The following is a 25,950-nucleotide window of genomic DNA, read 5'->3' as shown; positions in this document are numbered from 1 at the left end:
CTCCTTGAGAGCTGAGATGAGCATACTCCTCTCCCTCCTCAAAACCAAAAAGAAGAACAGATGGTTGCATAACCATCCGCCCGTACCCCAATATGGAGAGAGAGGCCAGAAGGGCCTTGCCCGCCCCCGCAGGATCGAGGGGCCGCCCTCCGGGTCCGGGCGAAGACATGATTCATTCCATGAGCTCCGCCCTCATTATCTGATGGAGACAAACCCATGAATGAAAACACCATTCTCATTCCCGGTTTTGACAAACCCGTATCACGTGTTGCGCTTGGCACATGGGCCATTGGCGGCTGGATGTGGGGCGGACCAGATGACGACAATGCCGTCCGCACCATTCACCGGGCCCTTGATGAAGGCGTGGACCTGATCGACACCGCCCCGGTCTATGGTTTTGGTCATTCTGAAGAAGTCGTGGGCCGTGCTCTGGCAGAGAAGCCCCATAAGGCCCGTGTCGCCACCAAGCTGGCGCTGGACTGGAATGACGATCACAAGCCTTTCCGCAACTCCAGCCCGGCCCGCATCCGCAAGGAAGTGGAAGACTCCCTGCGCCGCCTGCGGGTCGAGACCATCGATCTGGAGCAGGTCCACTGGCCGGACCCCAACACGCCGATTGATGAAACAGCCCGTGAGCTCCAGAAGCTGCACAAGGAAGGCAAGATTCGTGCCCTCGGCGTGAGCAACTACTCCCCGGAACAAATGGATATCTTCCGTGAGGTCGCCCCGCTGGCCAGTGTCCAGTCCCCTTACAACCTCTTTGAGCGGGAGATTGAAAAGGACGTGCTGCCTTACGCCAAGAAGCACAAGCTCGTCACGCTGGCCTATGGCCCGCTCTGCCGTGGCCTGCTGACAGGCAAGATGACGGCAGACAAGACCTTCCCGGAGAGTGACCTGCGTTCCAGCGATCCGAAGTTCCAGAAAGAGCACTTCAAGGACTATATCGCTGCTGTTGCGGACCTGAAAAAAATTGCAGACCGCCACGGTAAATCCCTGATGGTTCTGGCCATCCGCTGGGTGCTGGATCAGGGACCGACCATTGCCCTCTGGGGTGCCCGCAAGCCGGAACAGATTGACGGTGTGGCTGATGTCTTCGGCTGGCAGCTGACAGAACAGGACAAAAAGGACATTGACGCCATTCTCCAGCGTCATGTTCCAACGCCTATTTCACCTGCCTTCATGGCTCCGCCTGCCCGTAAGGCATAAAACCAGAAATAAGCTGGAACCTGAACGAACAGGGTGGCAGGCTTCTCTCTGCCACCCTGTTCGTTTATCGCTCCCGTTTAAAACACTACATTCCCTACCACCTGATTGACAGATTAGAGACATACACGAAGCAATTTTTCATTACTGCTACCTATTACATTTATTAATGAATTATATATAAATATAGCTTTCAGAGCACGAAAATCACAGATATCAGAAATACTATTCTTAACATTCTCATTTGTAGAGAAAATATATATTGCTTTAATAAATATTTTCATTACCATTAAATAAAACTTCACAATCCCCCTATTCTTTTCCCGGAGCTACAGGATGTCTGGCAATCCCCAACCGATTGTTACCCCTGGAACATACCAGATCAACATCGCCTCCCTGACCTTAACATCTTCATCCATCGGCTTAGGGGAAACGGCTGTCCTTAGCGACCAGAGATATAATGTAGAGGCAACCTTTTCGACTCATACGCCAACCAATTCTTCTGATACAGCAGTACAGGACTTCACCTTAACAGACCCAAAAACAGGCGAGACTATTACAGGAAGCTATAATGTTTCATGGGGGAATAAATTAACTAATAGCTTTATCATCAATAATGGGGAAGGCGGATATTACATCATTACATCTGCCGTAGCAGGAAGCTCCTCGTCTAAGATTGATGGCGCAGAGCTGCTCGACCCCCAAAAATCAGCATATAATTACAGCAATATACATTTAAAAACTGGCATAAAAAACGAAGTATTTATTTTGCGGCCAAGTAGCGGCTTCTCAGGGGGCAACCCTTATCCCTATTTCTTCCTCCAAAATGATGATGGTACCGCCTACACCATTAATCCTAATACAAATCGTATAGAACAATTTACCTTCGATACCTGCTTTCTGGCAGGAAGCCTGATTGATACACCCGAAGGCCCCAGAAAGGTTGAAGATCTAAAATGTGGCGACATGATCCTCACCTATGATTCCGCAACAGGCCAGAGACTACCACAGGCCATTACATGGACTGGAAAGGACCATGTGCAGGTCAATACCTCTCTGCCGATGGACATGGCAGGCTATCCAGTATGCATCAAAAAAGATGCACTGGCAGACGGTGTCCCTTCTGCAGACCTGCTGATTACAGCGGAACATTGCCTTTTTCTTGAAGGACGTTTCGTACCAGCCCGCATGATGGTAAACGGACGTTCAATCTATTTCGATACCGCCGACAATGCTCCTTCTGGTACGAAAAGAGCACATGGTAGCCGCTACGACATCTTCCACATAGAAACTGAGAAACACAGCATCATCATCTCAAACGGTGCCCTGACAGAAAGCTACCTCGATACAGGAAACCGGCATGGCTTCCGGCAGAATAGTCAGCGTCCTGATGAAAATGTCATAGAACATGACGTCTCCGCCAAACCTCTATCTTGGCAGACTGATGCAGCGGCACCGCTGGACACAACTCAGGATTTTGTAGCTCCTCTGTTTCATCACCTCCTCGAGCGGGCAGAGACCCTTCAATTCCCTGTCCAACATCCCTACAAAGCCGAAGCCCTGTCCGATGATGCCGCTTTTCAGCTGATTACGGATACAGGGACTGTTCTGCATGAGCAGCGCGTGACCAACGGCTATAAAATCTTCTCAATTCCTGCTGGAACAGAACATCTTGTTCTGACCTCCAGAACAGGCCGCCCTTATGACGTGCACGGGCCTTTCATGGATGACAGGCGCCTGCTTGGCGTCCTCATTGGCGAGATTATTCTTTTCCAAAATGGCCGTTCCATCACCATTGACACCCACCTGACAGCACCACAGCTTGATGGATGGTCTGATCTGGAAACGGTCCCTATGCGTTGGACTCAAGGTGCTGCCATGCTGCCCCTTCCCAGCAAGCAATATGAGACGGACAGGCTGGAGAATGGCCTACTGGCCATCAAAATCATGGCAGGAGGTCCTTATCCCATCGAAACCACACCCTTCCCAACATCACGGCATGAAACGGCACAGCAGTTCATGTTTAATAGTGCTGGATAACCCCCTCATACTGCACAAAAATCATCATATGCCTGTCATTCGGAAGAATGGCAGGTAGCTCGGGGAAGGGCCTTCCCAGAAAGAGCGCTTCAGGGACTATATCGCTGCTATTGCGGACCATTATGGCAAGTCCCTGATGGCTCCGCCTGCCCATAAGGCATGATATAACTACCCACATCATTGCGATGACAAGCTGGAAGGGAGTGGTATAGATGATTTCTATGCCATTCCTCTTTTATGTAGGTCACGCACTATTTAATTATTAATAATTTATTTGATATACACACTTATATTTAAGAAAATATAAAATAATTAACTTTGTGTTAAAGAAATAGAAAGTTGATTAATATAATAAACTGTCTTATCCAAAAATAAAAATTAGCATCTCTGGAGAGAGACATTATGCCAGGAAATCCTAAACCCGTTGTTGCACCGGGATCATATAAAATAAATGTTGCATCTCTGAGAGTCGATTCAAGTAATAAAGGTATTATAAGCAATCAGAAATATGGCGTAGAAGCGACATTCACAAATCACACCCCGACCCGCCCCTCGGATCAAAAGGTCCAGGACTTCACATTCAAAGACCCCTCAACAGGTAGGACTGTTACAGGGAGCTATGACTTTTCCTGGGGGAATAAGGACGTAAATGGTTTCATCATTGGTGATGGTTCCGGAGGATATTACATCATAACCTCCGACACACCCGGCAGTTCTTCATCAACAGTGGATGGTCGGGCGCTCCTTGATCCCTCCAAGGCGCAATATTACTATTTTTACGACAGCCGACAGCCATGGTCATCTGGCAACTATTTCACCCTCATGCTCAGTGGCAAGGGCTACCGCTTCCGTCAGGACAATAACGGTACAGCCACAGATGGGTCTTCTGCTTTTGGCGGGGAGCAATTCACCTTCGATACCTGCTTCTTGGCAGGCAGTTTCATCAAAACCCCCACAGGCTACCGGACCATAGAGGAACTGAAATCCGGCGATGAAATCCTCACCTATGACCCCGTAAAAGACCAGACCGTACCGCAGGTCGTTACATGGGCCGGACGTAGCAGAATAAACGTCAATCCAGCCCTCCCCATGGATATGGCAGGCTATCCTGTTCGCATCAGAAGGAATGCTCTGGCCAATGATGTTCCCTCCAGAGACCTGCTGGTCACGGCGGAACACTGCCTGTTTTTCGATGGTCGCTTCGTTCCTGCCCGCATGATGGTCAACGGGCGGTCAATCCATTTTGAAACATCAGACGCACGCTATCAGACAGCCTATGATATCTTCCACGTAGAAACGGAAAAACACAGCATCATCATCGCCCATGATGTCCTGACGGAAAGCTATCTTGATACCGGCAACCGCCGCCAGTTCATGCAAGCCACTTCTGAGGAGGATGGCAACGTCATGAAACATGATTTTTCTTCAAAAAATCTATCATGGCAGACTAATGCCGCTGCCCCTCTCTGCACGGATCAGACCTTTACAGCTCCCCTGTTCCATGACCTGCTCAAACGGGCAGAAGACCTGCTATTCCCTGTCCAGCATCCTTATAAAACTGAAGCCTTTTCTGATGATCCAGAGTTTCATCTCATCACGGATAAAGGGCAGATTCTGCATGAAAAGCGATCCTCGGATGGTTACAGGCTTTTCGCTATTCCGGCTGATGCACACCATGTCGTCCTGACCTCCAGGACAGGCCGCCCTTATGACGTGCATGGGCCTTTCATGGATGACCGACGCCTGCTTGGCGTCCTCATTGGCGAGATCGTCTTTTTCCGGAATGGTCGTTCTGTCACCATCGACACTCACCTGACAGCACCGCAGCTTGATGGATGGTTTGATCTGGAGCCAATCCCCATGCGCTGGACTCAGGGCACTGCCATGCTGCCTCTCCCCAGCAGACAACCCGATGAAGACGGGCTGGATGATGGGCTATTGGCCATCAAAATCATGGCAGGAGGGCCTTACCCTATCGAAACCACGTCCTTCCCGACATCAGGGCATGAAACTGCACGGCAGTTCATGTTCAATAATGTTGGATAACCCCCTCACATTGCACAAAAATCATCAGCTGCCTGTCATCCAGAAGGATGGCAGGTGGCTCGGAAAAGACGTTCCCAATACTGAAAAAACATTCTAGTCTGCCCCTCCATCAACAGGCATGAAACATGCTCACAGACGCAGCAGGCAAGCGCAGGGTCATCATGAAGGCAGTTCGTCATTTGGGAAACGGTCAGGCAAAACAGACAGTACCAGAGCGGGCTGCTCCCGGGCATCCTTCAGGCTGGGCTGCCCTGTGTGGACTGATCTTTCTGGCAGCATGTTCAAGCAGCGGGCAGCATAGCCCAGCCCTTACTCCCATGAGCCAGTATGCCAATGGGCAAACGGGACCGCTGGGATACGACACCCATGTACCTGCCTTTGCCAGCGAAAACTTTGCGCCCTTCAACCGCCAGGACGTAGCCGCCATAGCCCTGCGTGAATGGCGGATGTTCGGCAGCCCTATTGCCGATGCTGACCCGCACGACCGGCCAGAACCTTCCAGCCCGGCTCTCAAGCCGGAGCGCCTGCCCGGCCTCTGGCAGCGTATTGGTGAATATTGGTGGATCGGTCAGGCCCCTGAAGAAAATGAGGCCCGCTGGACAGGCCGTACCGATGGCAACGGTACCCTGTTCTCTGCCGCTCGCGATGGTAACTATGCATGGTCGGCTGCGTTTATTTCCTACGTCATGCGCATTGGCGGGGCTAATATCCGCTTCCCCTATTCTCCGAACCACGCCACCTACATCAATGCAGCGGCATCCGGCAACAATCCGGGCATTTCGGCCCAGAACCCTGCCAATTATGCACCACGGCTGGGGGACATACTCTGCGTTGGCCGTGGGCGCAGCCGCAGCATCACCTATTCCATGCTGCCAACATCCTACGGCTTCCCTGCCCATTGTGGCATTGTAGTGGCCACACGGCAGAATGCACCACCTTTCGGGCGGGAAATCAGCATCGTGGGGGGGAACGTGGATGATGCCGTCTCCCTGACCCACGTGCCAACAGACAGTACCGGCCATGTCAGCAGCTCGGACGGGCAGAGCTATGACAGCCGCTACCCATGGTGTGCCATCCTTACCCCCCGCTATGATGCCGATACAGACCCCAATAGCGGGCAGTAAGGCAGCATTACACCTTATTTCACGGGCAGGCCGCAGGCTTTCCAGCCTGTGCCGGGGCCGTGCTTGTCTTCAAAGCCATCAATGACATTCGTGAGCGTCTCATACCCGGCCTGAGCGGCCAACTCAGCGGCTTTCTGTGAGCGCATCCCCGAGCGACAAATGAAGAAAAGCGGTGTCGCCTTATCCGGTACGGCCTGTTCCAGAGCATGAATAAACTCGGCTTCGCTATCGGCACCCCATGTCAGCGCAACGACCTTTTTGCCGATTGAACTCAGCTCTGGCATGCCCACCTGTGCCCATTCCTCTGGCGTGCGGACATCCACAAGAACGGACTGACTATCAGCCCGCAGAGCCCCCCATGCATCTTTCGCAGTACTGTGTTTCATAACATCCTCTCCTGTTGAACTCGCAATCAACGATCATATATAGGGTGTAACACCCTTTTCACGATGTTACAGGGACCATCTTGACGATGATGCCTTCCCTGTCACGTTAAACACGATTCATTCTGCCGACCAGCAACAGCCGGATTCTTTCATGACGCACACACCACCTTCCAGTCACGCCGCCCCCTGCCCGTCTCTGATAGAGGCTATCGGCAACACGCCGCTCATCCGCCTGCGCCATGCGTCCGAAATCACAGGCTGCAACATCTATGGCAAGGCGGAGTTCATGAATCCCGGCGGGTCCGTTAAGGACAGGGCAGCACTCTCCATCATTCAGGATGGCTTTGCTCGTGGTGTACTGAAAAAAGGCGGCACCATTGTGGAAGGTACAGCCGGGAATACCGGCATCGGTATCACACTCGTGGCCCATGCCCTTGGCTGCAAGGCTGTCATTGTCGTGCCGGAAACACAGAGCAAGGAGAAGCTGGACTTCCTCCGCATGATTGGGGCTGACCTCCGCCTCGTCCCGGCAAAGCCGTACCGGGACCCCGGCAATTATGTGCATGTCTCCCGCCGTCTGGCCGAAGAAACCGGCGCCTTCTGGGCCAACCAGTTCGACAACACAGCCAACCGTGAGGCCCACCGCACAACCACAGCCCCGGAAATCTGGGCCCAGCTTGAAGGAAAAGTAGATGCCTTCACCTGCTCCTGCGGGTCCGGGGGAACGCTGGCAGGCATGGCCCTTGGCCTGCGGGAACTGGCCCAGCGGGACAGCCAGAAAACGCCCGAAATCGTCCTTGCTGACCCGGAGGGCTCCGGCCTCTATGGCTGGGTTACCTCCAACGATCTCAGCGTGAGTGGCAGCTCCATCACCGAAGGCATCGGCCAGTCCCGTGTCACGGCCAATCTGGAAGGCTCCGCCCCAGACCATGCTGAGCGCATTCCCGATGCCGAGGCACTGGAACAGATTTACCAGCTCACCATGAAAGAAGGTCTCTCTGTTGGCGGGTCATCCGGCATCAATATTGCCGCTGCCATCCGCACGGCCCGCCGTCTGGGACCGGGGCATAACATTGTCACCATCCTCAGCGATGGTGGCGCACGCTATCAGTCCAAGATATTCAATCCTGACTTCCTGCGTAGCAAAAACCTGCCCACACCGCCCTGGATGTAAGAGCTGATACTGATCCGCCGTTAAAGGCGGATCAGCCGGGCAGCGAAGAAGCCATCCATGCCGCCCTGTGCAACATTCATGCCCGGATGAGTACGGAAATACCCTTCCTCCGTGCGGGCACGGGGCAGAGCGGCCAGCTCCTCCTCCGTAAAGGGAGAGAGTTCCCACCGCCCATCTTCCAGAGCATGAGCAATACGCTGCGGGCCTTCCTCATCCTGAAGGGAGCAGACAGCATAAAGCAGCATCCCACCCGGCTTCAGCATGTCATATGCCGCATCAATGAAACGGTCCTGCCCTGCTACCAGAGTGGTGATGTCACGGGGCCGCTTGATCCACAGAACATCCGGGTGGCGCCGTAGCGTCCCCGTGGCTGAACAGGGCGCATCCAGCAACACGGCATCCAGTGGCTCGGACGGACGCCAACGCAGAGCATCTCCCACCACAATCTCCGCTTTCAGCTGGAGACGGGCCAAATTCTCTTTCAACCGTTGAGCACGGGGCTTCTCACGTTCAACGGCCACCACCTCTGCACCACCACAGAGAAGCTGCGCCGTCTTACCGCCCGGAGCGGCACACAGATCGGCAACCCGCTTGCCCCGCACATCCCCCATCAGACGGACCGGCATGGCTGCGGCCATGTCCTGCGCCCAGAACTGCCCTTCCGCAAAGCCGGGCAGCTCAGTCATTTTCGTCCCTGCCGGGTAACGGACCGTTCCGGTTGAGAGGGTTTCACCCCCTTCCGGGGCGTCACAGCCGGGCTTGACCGTCAGGTCCAGCGGGGCCTCCTGATAGAAACCCTGCGTGATGGACCGGGCCCGCCGCCCCCATGCGCTCCAGAGCCAATGAGGCACATCCAGACGGGCATCATCCAGCCCTTCAGTCAGCGTCTCGGCTTCCCGTGACACACGGCGCAGCACCGCATTGGCCAGCCCTGCAAAAGGCGAGAGGCCACGCCGGTGCAGCAGGTCCACAATCGTTCCAACCGCTGCATGGGGCGGTGTCTCAAGATGTATGAGCTGCGCCACACCAAGCAGCAGAGCGCAACGGACAGGTTCTGGCGGCTGACGGCGCAGTAGCGGCTGAAGCAGCTCCGACATGCTGCCCAGATGCCGCAATGTCGCTGCGGCAAGGCGGTGAGCCGCTGCACGGTCCCGCCCTTCACAGCTGCTGCGCTCAAGCGTGATCTCCAGCATACGGCGATGCTCCACCACACCGCAGACGATATCAAAAGCCAAGTCCCTCACGGGGTCTTCATGGCGGGAAATGGAAGCAGGCCGTGCACCGGCCCGCCGGCCCCGTCCGCCCTTGGGGCGTGAACGGGCTGGACGGGAAGAAGAAGCGTTTGTCATGCGCCCGTTGTCGGGAGTTAGTGGCAGGAAAGTCAAGATGGTTTTTATCCAGCCTCTTGACCCTTCCCGTCAAAGGGGGTGCAATCCAGCCATCATGACAGATCACACCATCGCCCATGCCCTGAAAAGCATCCAGACCCGCATCAGCACAGCCTGCCAACAGGCTGGACGGCCATCAGAGAGCGTCAGCCTCGTTGCCGTCAGCAAATTCCACCCGCAGAGTGCCGTACAGCAGGCCCTTGAGGCCGGGCAGCACATCTTCGGGGAGAACCGTGTGCAGGAGGCTGCTGCCAAATTCCCCGCCCTGCGAGAAGAATGGCCAGACCTGCGCCTGCACCTCATCGGGACATTGCAGAGCAACAAGGCCACCGAGGCCTGTGCCCTTGCTGATGTGATTGAAAGTCTTGATCGTCCATCTCTCAGCACGGCGCTGGAAAAGGCCGCCCAAAAGGTAGGCCGTCTGCCGGAGTTATTCGTGCAGGTGAATATCGGTGACGAACCTCAGAAGTCCGGCATCAGCATGGCGGAGGCCGATCACTTCATCGAAGATTCCCTTAGGCGTTTTGGGGACCATGTGAAAGGGCTGATGGCCATTCCGCCATTCGATGAAGACCCGGCTCCCTTTTTCCAAAAGCTTGCAGAGATGAATCGCCGTCACGGTCTGCCTGCTCTTTCCATGGGCATGTCATCCGATTTCGAGACTGCCATCATGGAGGGTGCCACCCTTGTTCGTGTCGGTACGGCCATATTCGGAGAGCGCCCTGCACACTGATGCACATATGTCATGACAGTTTTTTTCGAGCTCTCTACTTGCTTTTCTCATGAAAAAACTGTCATGAAGCCAGAATCATCATAGCCAGCGCTTCTTTTTACAGAAGCGTGTCTGCCTGTCTTCCTGCGGGGGATGGGTGTCTATCAGTCTTACAGGATGGTTTGCTCCATGTCTGAACAGGATAGCATGTCCCTCAAGGAATCCTCTTCCGATGCCCGGTATCCCAACTCCATAGGGACACCAACGTCTGCTCCACCTCAGGGGCAGGACGGTCACAGCCGCCCCAAAGGCATGGGTGCCATGCTGGCTGCTCTGGGTGTCGTGTATGGCGATATCGGGACAAGCCCGCTCTACGCCCTGCAATCCTCCATCCGCAACGTGGGGTCGGAAACCCATCCCGCCCATGCGTGGGAGGTCATCGGACTGACCAGCCTGACCTTCTGGGCCCTCATGCTGGTTGTGACCATAAAATACGTCATCCTCATCATGCGGGCCGACCATAACAAGGAAGGCGGCATCATCGCCTTAATGGCGTTGGCACAGCGTGTCTGCAAATCCACCTATTTCCGCTGGGTATTCGGACTGATCGGTATTGCCGGGGCCTGCCTGTTCTTTGGTGACGGCATCATCACCCCTGCCATTTCCGTGCTTTCCGCCGTGGAAGGTGTGGAAGTATCCGTGCCGGATGCCTCGCCCTTTATCATTCCTGCGGCCATCATCATCCTGCTGGGACTATTCGCCGCGCAGGCCCTTGGTACAGGGAAGATTGGCCGGGCTTTCGGGCCGATCATGCTGGTCTGGTTCTTCACCATCGCCATACTGGGCGCAAAGGCCATCCTGCTGCATCCGGGCGTGCTGCTGGCCCTCTCCCCGCTGGAGGCCATCCGCTTCATCGTCACCCATGGCAAGCTGTCCTTCATTGCCCTTGGCTCGGTCGTTCTGTCCGTCACCGGGGCAGAGGCCCTCTATGCTGATATGGGGCATTTCGGGCGGTCTCCCATCCGCTTTGCATGGCTCTTTCTCGTACTGCCTGCCCTGTGCCTGAACTATTTCGGGCAGGCGGCCTCCATCATTCACGACCCGACCACGCTGGCCAATCCGTTCTTCTATCTGGCACCGCACTGGTTACAGATCCCCATGCTGCTGCTGGCCACAATGGCGACCATCATTGCCAGTCAGGCCGGTATTTCGGGCAGCTTCTCCCTCTGCCGCCAGCTCATCCAGCTGGGCTATCTGCCCCGTACCCGCATCATCCACACCAATCCCCATGAGGAAGCGCAGATTTACCTGCCCTCCCTCAACTGGATGTTCGCCTTCGGCTCTGTCGTGCTGGTGATTGCCTTCCGCTCCTCTGCGGCTCTGGCCTCCGCCTATGGTATCGCCGTGACAGGGACGTTCCTCTGCACCTGCGTACTGGCCATGGTAGTCTTCCGCCGTGTCTTCCAGTGGAAGAGCTATGCCGTGGGGGCCGTGTTCGGCTTCTTCTTCATCATGGATGGCGTGTTCTTCTCCTCCAACGTCATGAAGATTCCGGATGGTGGCTGGGTACCGCTCAGCATTGCCATTGGCAGCACGCTCATCATGACCACATGGCAGCGTGGCCGCCAACTCATCCGCAACACGAAGAAACGTGATGCCGTGCCGATGGGGTCCTTCATCACCCGGCTCACCCAGTCCCGCACCATCCGGGTACCCGGTCTGGCCGTTTTCCTGACCTCCGACCCGGAAATGGTGCCGGATGCCCTGCTCTATAACCTGCGGCATAACAAGGTCCTGCATCAGACGGTCCTGTTCGTCACGGTGCAGACGCTGGACCAGCCGGAAGCTGACGCCAGCGAGCGCATGACCATCAAGGAGCTGGCACCGGGCATCCGCCGTGTCATCATCCGCTATGGCTTCATGGAGATGCCCAACCTGCCCCTAACACTCGCCAGCATGGCAGAGATGGATTTCGACCCCATTCAGGCCTCCTACTTCACCTCCCATGACCTCGTGTTCCGCTCCAAGGTGCCGAAGATGTCACTCTGGCGGATGTGGGTCTTCCTCTATCTGCTCAATAACGCCACGTCGATTTCTGAATTCTTCCGGATTCCGCCGGAGCGTGTCATGGAGTTCGGGGTGCGGGTCGCGATCTGATCGTGACCCAGCCTCTCCCGCTCTCCCTCTATATTCACTGGCCATTCTGTCTGGCCAAATGTCCGTATTGTGACTTCAACTCCCATGTGCGGGAGACCATCCCTCAGGAGCGCTTCGCCAGCGCCCTGAGAGCCGAGCTGAAGCATGAAGCCACAAGGCTGATGCAGGATGCTCCCCGGCAGCTTGTCTCCATCTTCTTTGGCGGGGGGACGCCATCCCTCATGGCACCGGAGACAGTCCATCATCTGATTGATGATGCTCGCCGCCTTTTCCCCAGCGTGAATGATCTTGAAATCACACTGGAAGCCAACCCTACCAGCGTGGAGGCCGACAGATTCCGGGCCTTTGCAGAGGCAGGCGTCAACCGTCTCTCTCTGGGCGTGCAAAGCCTTGATGAGACCGATCTAGCCGCTCTAGGGCGGCAACATTCAGCCCGGCAGGCCATTGCAGCGCTGGAGCTGGGGCGCCGCATCTTCCCCCGCCTGTCCTTTGACCTGATCTATGCCCGCCCCGGCCAGACAGAAGAAAAATGGAAGGCAGAACTTCGGCAGGCGCTCGCTCTGGCGGCTGACCACCTTTCCCTCTATCAGCTGACCATCGAACCCGGCACGAAGTTTGAGGCCCAGCACAGGCGGGGCGTTCTCATTCTGCCAGAGGATGACCTTGCAGCCTCCCTCTACACGATGACCCGTGATGAAGCCGCCCGTTTTGGCCTGCGTGATTATGAAATCTCCAACTACGCCATCCCCGGCGCCGAGAGCCGCCATAACCTTACCTACTGGCATTATGATGATTATCTCGGCATTGGCCCCGGTGCTCATAGCCGCCTGACCTTTCATGGTCAGCTTCATGCCACACGCCGCCACCGTGCCCCGGAACCATGGGCAGAGCGTGTCGAAGCGCATGGGCACGGCACAAAGGATGATGAAATACTCTCACCCGACATGAAAGCGCATGAAGCCCTGCTCATGGGGCTGCGCCTGCGGGAAGGAATCAACAAAACCCACTTCACCAGACGGACCGGCCTGCTTCTACAGGACTGCCTCGCCCCCGTCATTCTGGAAGCCTGCCTTGAGGAAGGCTATCTGGAACAGGATGCCGATACATTCCGTGCCACAGATGAAGGCCGCCTGCGGCTGGAAGCGCTGCTCGGCCAGCTTGTCCTCTAAGGGCAGACTCCCCATCTACGGGGAGAGAGCCATACCATCCGCATCACGATAGCCGCCATGCCCGCACAGAAAACACCCACCCTTCACATGATAAAGCTGATCGTAGGCTGCACCTCACCCGAGATGCTGAGGGACTGGGTCGCCGTGGAACGCCATAAGGGGGTGGCTTATGTTCGCACCCGCACCATGCCCAAACGGGCTGATGAAATCGTGCAGGGTGGCGGGTCCATCTATCGGGTCATCAACGGTCTCATCATGTGCCGCCAGCCCATCATCGGGTTTGACAGCTACACACGGGAAGACGGACATCCCGGCACGCTGATTCTCGTGTCGGATGACGTCATTCCAACCCAGCCCCGCCCCATGCGCCCTTTTCAGGGCTGGCGCTATTTCAAGCCGGAAGACGCCCCGCCTGACCTCGACCAGTCCACTGCGGGCGTCCCCGATGATGGGATCAGTTCACTTCCAGCATCACTCCGTAATCAGCTGTCTGAGCTGGGACTGTTATAAGCATGCCATCACGGCCCTGAGCTGATCCTCCAAAGCTGTGCTACGAGCCGGGAACGTACCTTCCAGAACAGACGTCCCTACGGTAAAGCCTGCTGCTCCCGCCTGCCGGACGACATTGATCTGCTCTGGCGTGCTGATGGAACCAGCCACAATCACCGGCTTTTCCACAGCAGCACAGCTGGCCCGGATCACTTCCGGAATATCCCCATCATTGCGATAGGCAAGCAGGTCCAACCCCGTTACGGCTGGATGGGCCGCCCACTCCACGGCATTGCGGGCAATCTCCTCCGGGGAGCCTTTCAGAACACTGGGGTGCCCGACAACGTGCCCCGCAAAAGGATAATAGGCCACATCATGCCCTTTCAGCAGGGGCAGGACATCCGGCACATGCGTGCCGCCCATCAGGCAATCCACCCCTAAGGCAAGCCCAGCCTTTACAGATTCCAGCTCCCGCTCTCTGTCCGGAGACACAATCTCCAGATATGAAGTCGCACCGGCAGAGCGGAGCCTATCGGCCAATGCCTGCAACTGCTCCACGGGCAGGCCAATATCCTTGAAACCAATATGCCGGATACCCAGCCGCAAGGCTGTTTCTGCGGCGTCCATCGCTGTTTCCACCGTGCGGTCATCACGGGTCAGCATGAATATGAACCGGAACGTCTCCATGACTCTCTTTCCTGACTGTCCTGATCGTCCCTCCTATATGGATAGCCTTTCACTTATCACCAAGCCTTGTAACACCGCATAGCAGACAGTCTGATCGCCTATAGACACGAGCCCCTGCCGCTTCCATGATCTTTCTACCAACCTGCAACAGGGAACCATCAGCATGACAGACAACACAGCCGAAGCGGCCTTCCAGAACGATGACCAGACCATTACCGGAGAGAATCCCTTCCTGCTCTTTCAGGACTGGCTGGCTCTGGCAGAACAGAAAGAACCGAACGACCCCAACGCCATGGCCCTCGCCACCGTGGATGACCAGAACCTCCCCGATGTCCGCATGGTTCTGCTGAAAGGCTTTGATAGTGACGGTTTCGTTTTCTACACAAACAGCGAATCTGCCAAGGGGCAGGAACTGGAACAGAACATGAAGGCCGCCCTGCTGTTTCACTGGAAGTCCCTGAGGCGGCAGGTGCGCATCCGGGGCACGGTTTCACGCCTGCCGGGTGAGGATGCTGATGCCTATTTTCAGTCCCGCCCCCGTGCGAGCCGTATCGGCGCATGGGCCAGCCAGCAATCCCGCCCCATCGCCAGCCGTAAAGCACTCTGGCAGGCCGTGACGAAAGAAACAGCCCGCTTTGCCATCGGGTCCGTTCCCCGCCCTCCATACTGGAATGGCTACCGGGTCACCCCCCTCTCCATAGAGTTCTGGATGGATAAACCGTTCCGCCTGCATGACCGTGTCCTGTTCACCCGGACAACAGACGGTACAGGCTGGACGACCCAGCATCTTTTCCCCTGACTGCAAGACATAAAAAAGGTGCGGGCCAAATGACCCGCACCTTCCTATTTCCAGAGTGACCTGAACGGTCTCACCGCCCGGTCATGATCCGATCGATCAGCTCCTTGACAGTCGGGATATGACCGTTGGCATAGAACGGATCCGTAGCAAAGCGCCACGCATTCGTTCCACCAAAGACCAGATTGTGGTCCACAATATGCTTCTGCTCCTCAGGCGACACACCCTGAAGATGAGAGATCGTCTGTAGGGTCTTCTGAATACAGAAGGACCGGGGATCAGCCCGCTGGCCCGTGCTGAAAGAAGGCCCTTTCTGGCTCCAGTTGGAGAAACGGCACTGGGAGAGACAGCCCATGCAAGCCGCCTGATCCGCCAGAACCTGCCGGGCTGTTTCCAGTGTTTCAAACACGACCGTGCCATCTGGTGTCCGCATAGGCTGAGTGTACCCAGCCTCTTTCCAGCGATTCACCTTCTCGGCATCGTCAGACGTGACAAAAACCTCACGGCCTCTACCACCAAGACAAATTGGCGTATTGAACTCACCTTCAGCTTCCGCACGGAAGGCAATCTGCCGCTCGGAACGGGCACGAAGCCCCTGAAGGAAGCCGTTATTCACCGCTGAAGAATAAAATCCTGTCGGAGAAAAACGGTTCAGATAGACATCGCCTTCCTTCAGCGTCAGCAGAAGTTGCTTCCACGCATCAGGAACGGGGCTTTCCTTGGTCAGAAGTGGACGGGTCCCGAACTGAAAGGCGATCAGACCAATTTCTGGATTATCCAGCCAGTCATTCCATTCTTCCAGATGCCAGACACCACCAGCCATGATGATCGGCACATGCTGAAGGCCAAAACCATTCATGACCTTCCGCAGTGCGGCCACGCGATGGTAGGGGTCTTCAGGCTTCAGGGGATTTTCCGTGTTGGAAAGGCCATTATGGCCCCCCGCCCGCCACGGGTCTTCATAAACAACACCCCCCAGCAACTCGGAGAAACGCACATAAGAGCGTTTCCACAATGCGCTGAAGGCACGGCCGGAAGACACGATCGGGTAATAATGTATCCCGAACTGGGCAGCGATCTCAGCAAGCCTGTAAGGCATGCCTGCGCCGCAGGTCAGCCCCTGAATGAGGCCCGGAGCCCCTTCCAGAATTCCGGTAATGACCTCCTCGGCGGCACCCATTTCCCACATGAAATTGGCATGAACACGGCCACGACCACCGGAAATATCCCGCGCTATCCGTGCCTGTGCAATCCCGCCATCAATGGCATAGCGCACGAGCTCAGCCTGACGCTCACGACGTGTACGGCCATGATATATCTGTGGAACAGGGTTTCCCTGCTCATCATAACTGTCTGCATTGACGGCAGAGATCGTTCCGACCCCGCCTGCCGCAGCCCAGTACCCTGCAGACACACCATTGGAGACAGAAACACCTTTGCCCCCTTCGACCAGGGGCAGAACCTCCTGACCACCAAAACGGACGGCATTGATCGACTTCATAGAGGCCAGATGTCCCCACTACTCAATCACAAACTAACTCATGCAAAGGGAGCCATAGGCTCCCCCCACACATTACTTACTCCGCATCACGGCGAGGACGGCCCGGCTTGGCGCCAACGCTCTCCGTAATATCCGCACCAGTCTCCTGATCCACGACACGCATGGAGAGTTTTACCTTACCTCGGTCATCAAAGCCAATAACCTTGACCTTGACGGCATCACCCTGCTTGACGACATCGGTCGTCTTAGCCACACGGCCATCCGTCAGCTCGGAGATATGCACCAGACCATCCTTGGGACCAAGGAAGTTTACGAACGCACCGAAGTCAGCCGTTTTGACGACTTTGCCTTCATAAATGCGCCCCAACTCCGGCTCGGCAACAATACCTTCAATCCGGCTGATAGCTTTCTGGGCCTGTTCGTCATTGGCAGCGGCAATCTTGATGACACCATCATCACCAATATCGACCTTGGCACCGGAATATTCAACAATCTCACGGATAACCTTACCACCAGAACCGATCACATCCCGGATCTTGGCCAGTGGAATGGTCATGGTTGTGATCTTCGGGGCATTGCCAGCCACGTCAGAACGGCCTTCAGAAAGGGCCTTGCTCATCTCACCAAGAATATGCAGACGGCCTTCACGGGCCTGCTCCAGCGCCACCTTCATGATTTCCGGTGTGATGGAGGTAATCTTGATATCCATCTGGAGAGCGGTCACACCCTCGGATGTACCAGCCACCTTGAAGTCCATGTCCCCAAGATGATCTTCATCACCAAGGATATCCGTCAGCACGGCATGGCCACGTTCTTCCTTGATGAGGCCCATGGCAATACCAGCCACAGGGCGCGGCATCGGCACACCGGCATCCATCAGGGACAGGGACGTACCGCAGACCGTAGCCATGGAGGAAGACCCGTTACTTTCTGTAATCTCGGAAACAACACGGAGTGTATAGGGGAACTCCTCCTTGGACGGCAGAAGCGGATTGATGGCACGCCATGCCAGCTTACCATGACCAATCTCACGGCGGCCGGGAGAGCCCATACGGCCACATTCACCAACAGAGAAAGGCGGGAAGTTGTAGTGCAGCATGAAGCGGGAACGATATTCACCTTCCAGCGCATCAATCACCTGCTCATCCTGTCCTGTTCCCAGCGTGGCAACGACCAGCGCCTGCGTCTCACCACGAGTGAACAGGGCAGAGCCATGAGAACGGGGCAAAACACCGACTTCGGCCACGATAGGACGGACCGTCTTCGTGTCACGTCCATCAATACGGATGCCAGTCTTCAGGATAGCACCACGAACGACCTGTGCTTCAAGGTCCTTGATCATCGGCTTAGCCAGCTCGGCGTCAAAGCCTTCTTCCTCAAGGGTCGCCACGATCTTCTCGCGAGCCTCGGCCACCTTCTCCATACGGGCCTGCTTGCGGCGTTCCTTGTAGGCTTCAGCGATCAGCTTGTTGCCCACCTTGTCCACACGCTTGCGTAGAGCAACTTCTTCCTTGGAGACTTCCGGCAGGTCCCACGGCGCACGAGCTGCATGTTCAGCCAGATCGATGATGGCATCAATCACCGGCTGGAAGGCCGTATGACCCAGCATGACAGCCTCAAGCATCTCATCCTCGGAAAGCTCCTGTGCCTCGGATTCAACCATCAGCACGCCTTCAGCGGTACCAGCCACCACGAGGTCCAGAGCGCTGTCCTTCACTTCGCTGAGTGTCGGGTTGACGACAAACTTGCCATCAATGCGACCGACACGAGCGGCACCAACCGGACCAAAGAACGGAATGCCGGACAGTGTCAGAGCGGCGGAACAGCCGATCAGCGCCACCAGAGCCGGATCATTTTCCATGTCATGGCTCAGAACGGTCGCAACAACCTGCACTTCATTCTTGAAGTTGTCCGGGAACAGCGGACGGATCGGGCGGTCGATCAGGCGGGAAGACAGAACCTCATGCTCGGACGGACGTCCTTCACGCTTGAAGAAACCACCCGGAATCTTACCAGCCGCATAGGCCTTTTCCTGATAATTCACTGTCAGAGGGAAGAAATCCTGCCCCGGCTTGACTGTCTTGGCCCCTACGGCGGTGCAGAGCACAACCGTATCGCCATAGGTGACGACAACGGCACCATCAGCCTGACGGGCAATCTTGCCCGTCTCCAGAACCAGCGGCCGGCCGGCCCATTCAATTTCTTTACGGAAATAATTATCAAACATTCTGTCTTCCTCCGGAAGCAATAATCACGGCCCAGCCAGTACCAGACTATAAACAGCGTTTCGGACGGCATGGCGATGATGACGCACCAGACACGTCATGACACCATGTGGCCTGAAACGCCGGCAAAAGCGTTTGCTGGCAGCTCAGCACGGGCCCAAACCCGGGGAAGAACAATTCTCCCCCGGTGAGTGGTCGAAGCTCAGCGACGCAGGCCGAGACGTTCGATCAGCGTCTGATAACGCTCTGCGCTCTTGCGCTTCAGATAGTCCAGCAGCGCACGGCGGCGACCGACCAGCATCAGCAGACCACGACGGGAGTGGAAGTCCTTCTTGTGGGTCTTCATGTGCTCGGTCAGGTTCACGATCCGCTCGGTCAGCAGAGCAACCTGCACTTCCGGGGACCCTGTATCATCTTCGGCACGACGGTATTCAGCGATGAGCTGTGTGCGACGTTCAGCTGTAATCGACATCCTGTTCTCCAAAAAACAAATGATTTTCCAACATTCTGACTGCCCGCAACCGCCCTTCGACAGCACGGCACAGCCCAATGACATGCCCCCCAACTGTAACCCGCCAGAGTGGAACATCTTCCACCCTATCGGGCACGTTCCCCTCAAGGTGAGCCAGCATGACAGCCTGCCCACAGATCAGGGACTTTCCTTCTGCTCGTGTGACGGCTAGCGCCGGGATGTCGACCAGCGCAGTCGCCGCATCCAGCAGAGGAACCGGAAGGGCATACGCCTTGTCTCTAGTTTCTTCCGGTTTGTCCAGTCTTAACTGTTCCACCGCATACGCATGGGAAAGATCAAAAGGGCCACATTTCGTCCGCCGCAGAACGGAAATATGCCCAACCGTGCCACAGGCCAGCGCAATATCCCGTGCCAGAGAGCGCATATAGACCCCTTTGCCCGACTGCACGTCAAAAACAGCCGTATCAGCATCGGGACGTTCCACTAGCGTGATGGAATCGATTCGAGCTGGACGTGGAGGAAGCTCTGGCGGACGGCCCGCACGGGCAAGATCATAGGCCCGCTGCCCGCCCACCCGAAGGGCGGAAAACACAGGTGGCACCTGCATCACATCCCCAGTAAGGACGGGCAGTACAGCTCTGATCTCATCATCAGAAGGACGCACATCCGAAGTCGCCAGCACCTCACCTTCCCGGTCATCTGTTGTCCGGCTCTCACCAAAGGACAAAGTGAAACGGTACCGCTTGGTCGCATCCATGATGTAAGGGATGGTGCTTGTCGCCTTACCGAAAGCAATGGGCAGAACACCCGAGGCCAGAGGGTCCAGAGTTCCACCATGTCCGGCCTTGCGGCCATCAAAAGCACGCAGCAACCTGTTGACCATTGTTGTGGAGCTCGGTCCAAGCGGCTTATCGAGTATCAGCCAGCCATGTATGTCCCTGCCTCTTTTCCGTGCCATCAGCCGTCTATCCAGCCTCAGTCCACGTCATCTGAGTCTGGGGCACGATATAGATCACGCTGAACCTCCGGAGAACGCAGGATGCTTTCCACCTCCATCGCATGCTCCAGAGAGGTATCAGGCTGAAAGTGCAGTTCTGGCACGGTTCTGAGACGTAGAGCGGAAGACAGCTTCTTACGAAGGAAAGGCGCCACACGCTTCAGAGCGGGCAAGACGGCCTCAATATCATCACGCCCCAGGCGGGCCACGAACACCGTTGCATGACGCAGGTCCGGTGAAACACGAACCTCTGTTACCGTGACAGTCACGCCATACAGCTCCGGATCACGGAACTCTGTTCTGGCAAAGACTTCCGCCAGAACATGGCGGATTTCTTCCGCTACACGCAGCTGGCGGGTACTTGGACCGACAGGACTTTCCCCTGCCGGCCCGAGAAGGTCAAAGGAAGGCCGTTTTTTCAAGCCGGGATCTCTTCCATTTCGAAACATTCAACCACATCGCCTTCCCGCAGGTCATTATAACCGGCGAAGGAAAGACCACACTCATAGTTATGGGCCACTTCACGGACATCATCCTTGAAGCGCTTCAGCTGGCTCAGCTCGCCCTCATGAATGACGACATTGTCACGCAGCAGACGCACGCCACAGCCACGTTTGACGACACCCTCGGTGACATAACAACCAGCGACCTTGCCCACCTTGGTGATGTTGAAGACCTGACGGATCTCCGCATAACCAAGGAACTTCTCGCGGTGCTTCGGCGCAATGCGGCCCTTGACCAGCTTCTCCACATCATCAGAGACCTGATAGATGATGGAATAGTACCGGATATCCACACCATCACGCTGAGCTAGCTCACGAGCCTGCACGGTGGCACGCACATTGAAAGCAATGATGACAGCGCTGGATGCCTTGGCAAGCTGCACGTCACTCTCAGTGATCTGGCCAACATTAGCGTTCAGGACACGGACAGCCACTTCTTCATGAGACAGCTTCTCTACCGTTGCCTGAATGGCCTCGGCAGAGCCCTGCACGTCAGCCTTAACGATCAGAGCCACTTCCTTCTGTTCACCAGCCTGAATCCGGGCCAGCATCTGATCCAGAGTACCACGGGCTGCCACCTGCATGGCGGTAGCCTTCTCATGGGCCTTCCGCTGACGGAACTCGCTGATCTCACGGGCACGGTTCTCACTATCGACAACCACGAACGGAGCACCGGCATCCGGCACGCCACTCATACCCAGAATCTCGACCGGAACGGACGGACCAGCTTTCTTGATCTGCTTGCCATGATCATCCAGCAGGGCACGGACACGGCCCCAATGGGCACCGGCCACGACGATATCCGTCCGGTTGAGTGTCCCCTTCTGGACCAGAACCGTTGCCACGGAACCACGGCCACGATCCAGACGGCTCTCGATGACGGCACCTTCGGCAATCCGGTTCGGATTGGCTTTCAGGTCGAGAATTTCAGCCTGAAGTAGGATGGCTTCCAGAACACGATCCAGACCATCACGCTTGAGGGCGGAAACTTCCACCTCCTGCGTGTCACCGCCCATGCTTTCCACCACGATCTCATGGTTCAGCAGCTCGTTGCGGACACGGTCAGGATTGGCGCCCGGCTTGTCCATCTTGTTGATGGCCACAATGATCGGCGCATTAGCTGCCTTGGCATGCTTAATGGCCTCAACTGTCTGCGGCATGACACCATCATCAGCCGCCACAACCAGCACCACAATATCCGTCACAGACGCACCACGGGCACGCATGGAGGTAAAAGCCTCATGACCCGGTGTGTCGATGAAGGTCACCTTCTGACCGGAAGGCAGCGTTACCTGATAGGCACCGATATGCTGGGTGATGCCACCGGCCTCACCATGAGCCACATCAGTCGTCCGCAGCGCATCCAGCAGGGAAGTCTTACCATGGTCAACATGACCCATCACCGTCACGACAGGCGGACGGGGCTTCATGTCTTCCGGCTTGTCCTCAATACCCTCAATGCCCAGCTCAACATCATTGTCTGCCACACGCTTGATGCGATGACCGAACTCGCTCACAACCAGCTCAGCCGTATCACCATCAATGCTCTGGGCGGCCGTAGCCATGACGCCCATCTTCATCAGCATCTTGATGACTTCACCCTGACGGGCAGCCATACGGTTGGCCAGCTCGCCGACCGTGATGGTTTCCGGAATGGTCACATCACGCACGACACGGACCTGATCGGAACGGAGACGCTCCAGCTCGGCCTGACGGCGTTCACGGTCACGCTGACGGCGAACAGAGGCAAGTGAACGTGTCTTGCCATCATCGCCCTCAATAGCTGCACGGACGTCAATACGACCAGACCGGCGATCCTGCCCACCGGCACTACGGCGGGAAGACGGACGGCGGGACTGCGTGGAAGACCGACGGGCACCACCGCCTCCACCGCCACCACTGCGGCGAGGAGCGGCTGTCCCCTCATCATCACCAGCCGCCACAACAGCACCAGCACGACCACGCAGATGCAGAGTCTCACCAGAGGCAGAGCTGGAACGTGCAGATGATGCACGAGAAGACGCAGCCGTATTCAATGGGCGGCTCGGCATGATGGCACGCTCTGCCAGAGGACGGAGACGCTTTGTCGGCTCAGCCAGCTGAACACCACCAGCCGTAGAGCTGGTCAGCGGCGGCGGAACCGGCTTCTCGGTTTCCTTACGACGTGCTGCGGCTTCGGCCTTCTTGCGGGCTTCTTCCTCGGCAGCGCGGCTCTGAGCTTCTTCCTGCTCCTGAGCCTTCCGGCTTTCTTCCTCAGCCTTCTTGCGAGCTTCTTCCTCGGCGGCGGAGCGGATACGAATCTTTTCGGCTTCGCGGCGGGCTTCTTCCTCAGCCTCGCGGCGGGCAGCGGCCTCGGCCAGAACCCGCTGACGCTTTTCCTGCTCGGATGCCGTCAGACCACGAACGCCCGTTGCGGCACGGCCACCACGACCACCGCCTGCACTGGTGCGCTTGGGCTTGCGTACCTCGACCCGGACCTCCTTGGAGCGCCCATGGCTAAAGCTCTGTCTTACAGAGCCTGCTTCTACAGTCCGCCCTACATCCTTGCGTCCTGCCGGACGCAGGGACAGGCGACCGGAGCTTTTGCTCTGCCCTTCTTTCGGGGTCGTCCCCTTTGGAGTTCCGTTCTGGTTGCGCTCGTTGCCGTCGCTCATAATTTCTGCCTGTTCCTTACTGCCCTATGGTCTCAGGGCCCGGGAGTACACCTTCGGTCACTCCCGCAAATCTCTTATATTCTGCCTTCAGCCGCTCCGCCAGCGCACCGGGGGCCATCACGGCATAAACCGCACGCTCCCGCCCGAATGACACCGCCAGTACGTCCCCCGGCACCCGGACCATCGGTAAGTCCCGATGCCCCGAAAGCAGGCGGGCCACCTCATCCTGGCTCGCACCTGCCGCACAAATAACAGCCCCGACTCTGCCAGCAACGATCCGTTCCCGGCACTTCTGAAACCCACAAACCGCTTCTCCAGCGCGTCGGCCCAGACTGATACCATCCAGAAGGCGCTTTGCCAAACCATCCCTCACAGACTCTGCAAATCCTTCGGGAATCTCCACCTTTTGGCGGGCAGCACGGGAGAAAGCCCGTGCCAGCTGTCCATCTTCCAGAATGGCCCTGTCCGCTTGCAGCCACATACCCCTTCCCGGCAGGCGGGCAGAAAGGTCTGCCACGACTCTACCATCCGGGCCGACCACAAACCGAAGCATATGCTTCGGCTCGCCATGGGTCCGGCTGACGAGGCAACGCCGCTGAGACGGAGCACGGCGGCCCCGCCCCGGCGGTCCATCATCAGTATCGGGAATCTGATCCTCAGTCGTGGCTCGAGTCTCCCTCACCAGAAGCTCCCTCACCATCGAACCAGTGAGCACGAGCTGCCATGATGATCTCGTTAGCTTCAGCTTCCTCAAGCGGCTCATCACCACCCAGAAGCTCAATCAGCTCGTCCGCAGCGAGATCGGCCAGATCATCAAGGGTCTTGATACCCTTCTCACCCAGCTCCACCAGAACCTGAAGGGAGAAAGCCCCCAGCGTGACCAGATCATCACTGACGCCCAGCTCACGGCGGCGCTCATCCAGTGCCTGCTCACGGCCAGCCAGATAATTGCCCGCACGAGCCATAAGCTCCTCAGCAACGGTCTCGTCAAAGCCTTCAATGTCGTGCAGCTCGGCTGGATCAGCGTAGGCCAGATCCTCGATGGTGTGATAGCCTTCCGTCACCAGAAGACCGGCGATCACATCATCCACATCCAGCTCATTGACGAACTGGCTGGTACGCTTGCGGAATTCCTCCTGACGGCGCTCGGATTCTTCGGCTTCGGTCAGAATGTCGATATCCCAGCGTGTCAGCTGGCTGGCAAGGCGAACATTCTGCCCACGGCGACCAATGGCCAGAGAGAGCTGTTCGTCCGGCACGACCACTTCGACACGACCGGCATCTTCATCCATCACGACCTTGGTCACTTCAGCAGGGGCCAGAGCGTTCACCACGAAGGTAGCAGCCTGTGCGCTCCACGGAATGATGTCGATTTTCTCACCCTGAAGCTCAGCCACAACAGCCTGAACACGGGAGCCACGCATACCGACACAGGCACCAACCGGGTCGATAGATGCATCACGAGACTCAACGGCCATCTTGGCACGGGAACCCGGATCACGGGCCACGGCCTTGATCTCGATGATGCCATCATAGATTTCCGGCACTTCCTGTGCGAACAGCTTGGCCAGAAAACCCGGATGGGTACGAGAGAGGAAAATCTGCGGGCCACGGGGCTCATCACGCACGTCATAAATATACGCACGGATACGATCCGAATTGCGGAATGCCTCACGAGGAATCAGCTCATCACGGCGCAGGAGCCCCTCGGCGTGTCCGCCCAGCTCCACCATGAGGTTACCATATTCCGTCTGTTTGACAGTCCCGTTGATGATCTCGCCCACACGGTCCTTGAACTCGTCATACTGGCGCTTGCGCTCATATTCACGCACACGCTGGACGATCACCTGCTTGGCTGTCTGGGCGGCGATGCGGCCAAAATCAATCGGCGGCAGAGGGTCTACGATGAACTCCCCTTCCTGAATCTCCGGACGGAATTTCCGGGCGATTTTCAGAGGAATCTGAGCGTCCTCATTCTCCACAACCTCAACGGCTTCGGTCCAGCGGCTCAGGCGGACTTCGCCCGTCTTGCGGTCGATCGTGGCACGAATGTCCTTCTCATGCCCGTATTTCGCACGGCCAGCCTTCTGGATGGCCTGCTCCATAGCTTCGAGCACCTGCTCACGATCAATATTCTTTTCCCTTGAGACCGCATCAGCGACCAGAAGCAGCTCGGGACGGGTAACAGATGTGTCCATCAGATCGGACCTCCAACCAGCATAAGACG

General features: G+C 56.7%; 21 protein-coding genes. 10 read left to right on the top strand and 11 right to left on the bottom strand.

Annotated features, from left to right (window positions below):
• The first annotated feature begins 216 nt into the window (after positions 1-216).
• From NQF86_RS00690 to NQF86_RS00675, 4 genes are all read left to right on the top strand, one after another.
• Positions 217-1,206: an aldo/keto reductase gene (locus tag NQF86_RS00690; RefSeq protein WP_266115706.1), complete on the top strand. Its 990-nt coding sequence runs from the start codon at positions 217-219 to the stop codon at positions 1,204-1,206.
• A 333-nt stretch (positions 1,207-1,539) separates the two neighbouring features.
• The gene (locus tag NQF86_RS00685; RefSeq protein ID WP_266115705.1) at positions 1,540-3,243 is read left to right on the top strand and encodes a Hint domain-containing protein; all 1,704 of its coding nucleotides are present in this window, start codon (positions 1,540-1,542) and stop codon (positions 3,241-3,243) included.
• Positions 3,244-3,969: 726 nt separating this feature from the next.
• Positions 3,970-5,289: a Hint domain-containing protein gene (locus tag NQF86_RS00680; RefSeq protein WP_266115704.1), complete on the top strand. Its 1,320-nt coding sequence runs from the start codon at positions 3,970-3,972 to the stop codon at positions 5,287-5,289.
• Between the two features lie 125 nt (positions 5,290-5,414).
• A complete protein-coding gene (locus tag NQF86_RS00675) occupies positions 5,415-6,413 on the top strand; it encodes a DUF2272 domain-containing protein (protein ID WP_266115703.1) in 999 nt (332 codons plus the stop codon).
• 14 nt (positions 6,414-6,427) lie between these two features.
• Here NQF86_RS00675 and NQF86_RS00670 read toward each other — a convergent pair whose 3' ends face one another.
• A complete protein-coding gene (locus NQF86_RS00670) occupies positions 6,428-6,799 on the bottom strand; it encodes a rhodanese-like domain-containing protein (RefSeq protein ID WP_266115702.1) in 372 nt (123 codons plus the stop codon).
• Between the two features lie 151 nt (positions 6,800-6,950).
• On the opposite strand from NQF86_RS00670, the gene NQF86_RS00665 reads away from it, so the two are divergent.
• On the top strand, positions 6,951-7,973 hold the full coding sequence (locus NQF86_RS00665; RefSeq protein WP_266115701.1) for a cysteine synthase A: 1,023 nt from the start codon (positions 6,951-6,953) through the stop codon (positions 7,971-7,973).
• 20 nt (positions 7,974-7,993) lie between these two features.
• On the opposite strand, the gene NQF86_RS00660 is transcribed toward NQF86_RS00665, so the two are convergent.
• The gene (locus tag NQF86_RS00660) at positions 7,994-9,322 is read right to left on the bottom strand and encodes an RsmB/NOP family class I SAM-dependent RNA methyltransferase (protein ID WP_266115700.1); all 1,329 of its coding nucleotides are present in this window, start codon (positions 9,320-9,322) and stop codon (positions 7,994-7,996) included.
• 94 nt (positions 9,323-9,416) lie between these two features.
• Here NQF86_RS00660 and NQF86_RS00655 point away from each other — a divergent pair, with 94 nt between their 5' ends.
• From NQF86_RS00655 to NQF86_RS00640, 4 genes are all read left to right on the top strand, one after another.
• On the top strand, positions 9,417-10,094 hold the full coding sequence (locus NQF86_RS00655) for a YggS family pyridoxal phosphate-dependent enzyme (RefSeq protein WP_266115699.1): 678 nt from the start codon (positions 9,417-9,419) through the stop codon (positions 10,092-10,094).
• A gap of 186 nt (positions 10,095-10,280) precedes the next feature.
• Positions 10,281-12,230 (top strand): potassium transporter Kup, encoded by a 1,950-nt coding sequence (locus tag NQF86_RS00650; protein WP_407652859.1) that lies wholly within the window; start codon positions 10,281-10,283, stop codon positions 12,228-12,230.
• Positions 12,230-13,399, top strand: a complete 1,170-nt coding sequence (gene hemW, locus NQF86_RS00645; protein WP_407652858.1) for a radical SAM family heme chaperone HemW — start codon at positions 12,230-12,232, stop codon at positions 13,397-13,399. Before NQF86_RS00650 ends, hemW begins: the two co-directional genes overlap by 1 nt.
• A gap of 57 nt (positions 13,400-13,456) precedes the next feature.
• Positions 13,457-13,909 carry a DUF1489 family protein gene (locus NQF86_RS00640; protein ID WP_266115696.1) on the top strand — a complete coding sequence of 151 codons (453 nt, stop codon included), beginning with the start codon at positions 13,457-13,459 and terminating at the stop codon, positions 13,907-13,909.
• On the opposite strand, the gene NQF86_RS00635 is transcribed toward NQF86_RS00640, so the two are convergent.
• The gene (locus tag NQF86_RS00635; RefSeq protein WP_266115695.1) at positions 13,904-14,575 is read right to left on the bottom strand and encodes a 4-hydroxythreonine-4-phosphate dehydrogenase; all 672 of its coding nucleotides are present in this window, start codon (positions 14,573-14,575) and stop codon (positions 13,904-13,906) included. The two genes, NQF86_RS00640 and NQF86_RS00635, sit on opposite strands and share 6 nt — an antisense overlap.
• A 163-nt stretch (positions 14,576-14,738) precedes the next feature.
• On the opposite strand from NQF86_RS00635, the gene pdxH reads away from it, so the two are divergent.
• Positions 14,739-15,374, top strand: coding sequence for a pyridoxamine 5'-phosphate oxidase (gene pdxH, locus NQF86_RS00630; RefSeq protein ID WP_266115694.1), 636 nt, complete (start codon positions 14,739-14,741; stop codon positions 15,372-15,374).
• Positions 15,375-15,444: 70 nt separating this feature from the next.
• Here the strand turns inward: pdxH and NQF86_RS00625 are convergent, their stop codons facing one another.
• The 8 genes from NQF86_RS00625 to nusA form a co-directional block, all read right to left on the bottom strand.
• Complete coding sequence (locus NQF86_RS00625) at positions 15,445-16,872, bottom strand: NAD(P)H-dependent flavin oxidoreductase (RefSeq protein WP_266115693.1); 1,428 nt, start codon at positions 16,870-16,872, stop codon at positions 15,445-15,447.
• 76 nt (positions 16,873-16,948) lie between these two features.
• Entirely contained in the window at positions 16,949-19,099 is a 2,151-nt protein-coding gene (gene pnp, locus NQF86_RS00620) for a polyribonucleotide nucleotidyltransferase (protein WP_266115692.1), read from the bottom strand.
• A gap of 200 nt (positions 19,100-19,299) precedes the next feature.
• Positions 19,300-19,569, bottom strand: coding sequence for a 30S ribosomal protein S15 (rpsO, locus tag NQF86_RS00615; protein ID WP_266115691.1), 270 nt, complete (start codon positions 19,567-19,569; stop codon positions 19,300-19,302).
• Complete coding sequence (gene truB, locus NQF86_RS00610) at positions 19,553-20,527, bottom strand: tRNA pseudouridine(55) synthase TruB (protein ID WP_266115690.1); 975 nt, start codon at positions 20,525-20,527, stop codon at positions 19,553-19,555. The genes rpsO and truB overlap by 17 nt, the downstream gene beginning before the upstream one ends.
• A 17-nt stretch (positions 20,528-20,544) precedes the next feature.
• Positions 20,545-21,015, bottom strand: a complete 471-nt coding sequence (gene rbfA, locus NQF86_RS00605) for a 30S ribosome-binding factor RbfA (protein WP_407652827.1) — start codon at positions 21,013-21,015, stop codon at positions 20,545-20,547.
• Positions 20,985-23,723: a translation initiation factor IF-2 gene (gene infB, locus NQF86_RS00600; protein WP_266115688.1), complete on the bottom strand. Its 2,739-nt coding sequence runs from the start codon at positions 23,721-23,723 to the stop codon at positions 20,985-20,987. The genes rbfA and infB overlap by 31 nt, the downstream gene beginning before the upstream one ends.
• A gap of 16 nt (positions 23,724-23,739) precedes the next feature.
• The gene (locus NQF86_RS00595) at positions 23,740-24,405 is read right to left on the bottom strand and encodes a DUF448 domain-containing protein (RefSeq protein WP_266115687.1); all 666 of its coding nucleotides are present in this window, start codon (positions 24,403-24,405) and stop codon (positions 23,740-23,742) included.
• The gene (gene nusA / locus NQF86_RS00590) at positions 24,380-25,921 is read right to left on the bottom strand and encodes a transcription termination factor NusA (RefSeq protein WP_266115686.1); all 1,542 of its coding nucleotides are present in this window, start codon (positions 25,919-25,921) and stop codon (positions 24,380-24,382) included. The genes NQF86_RS00595 and nusA overlap by 26 nt, the downstream gene beginning before the upstream one ends.
• Positions 25,922-25,950: the final 29 nt, after the last annotated feature.

Source organism: Bombella pluederhausensis (assembly GCF_026385525.1).
GTDB classification, from domain to species: domain Bacteria; phylum Pseudomonadota; class Alphaproteobacteria; order Acetobacterales; family Acetobacteraceae; genus Bombella; species Bombella pluederhausensis.
The sequence above is the reverse complement of the archived record's forward strand: the minus strand, read 5'-3'. Positions and strand labels throughout refer to the sequence as shown.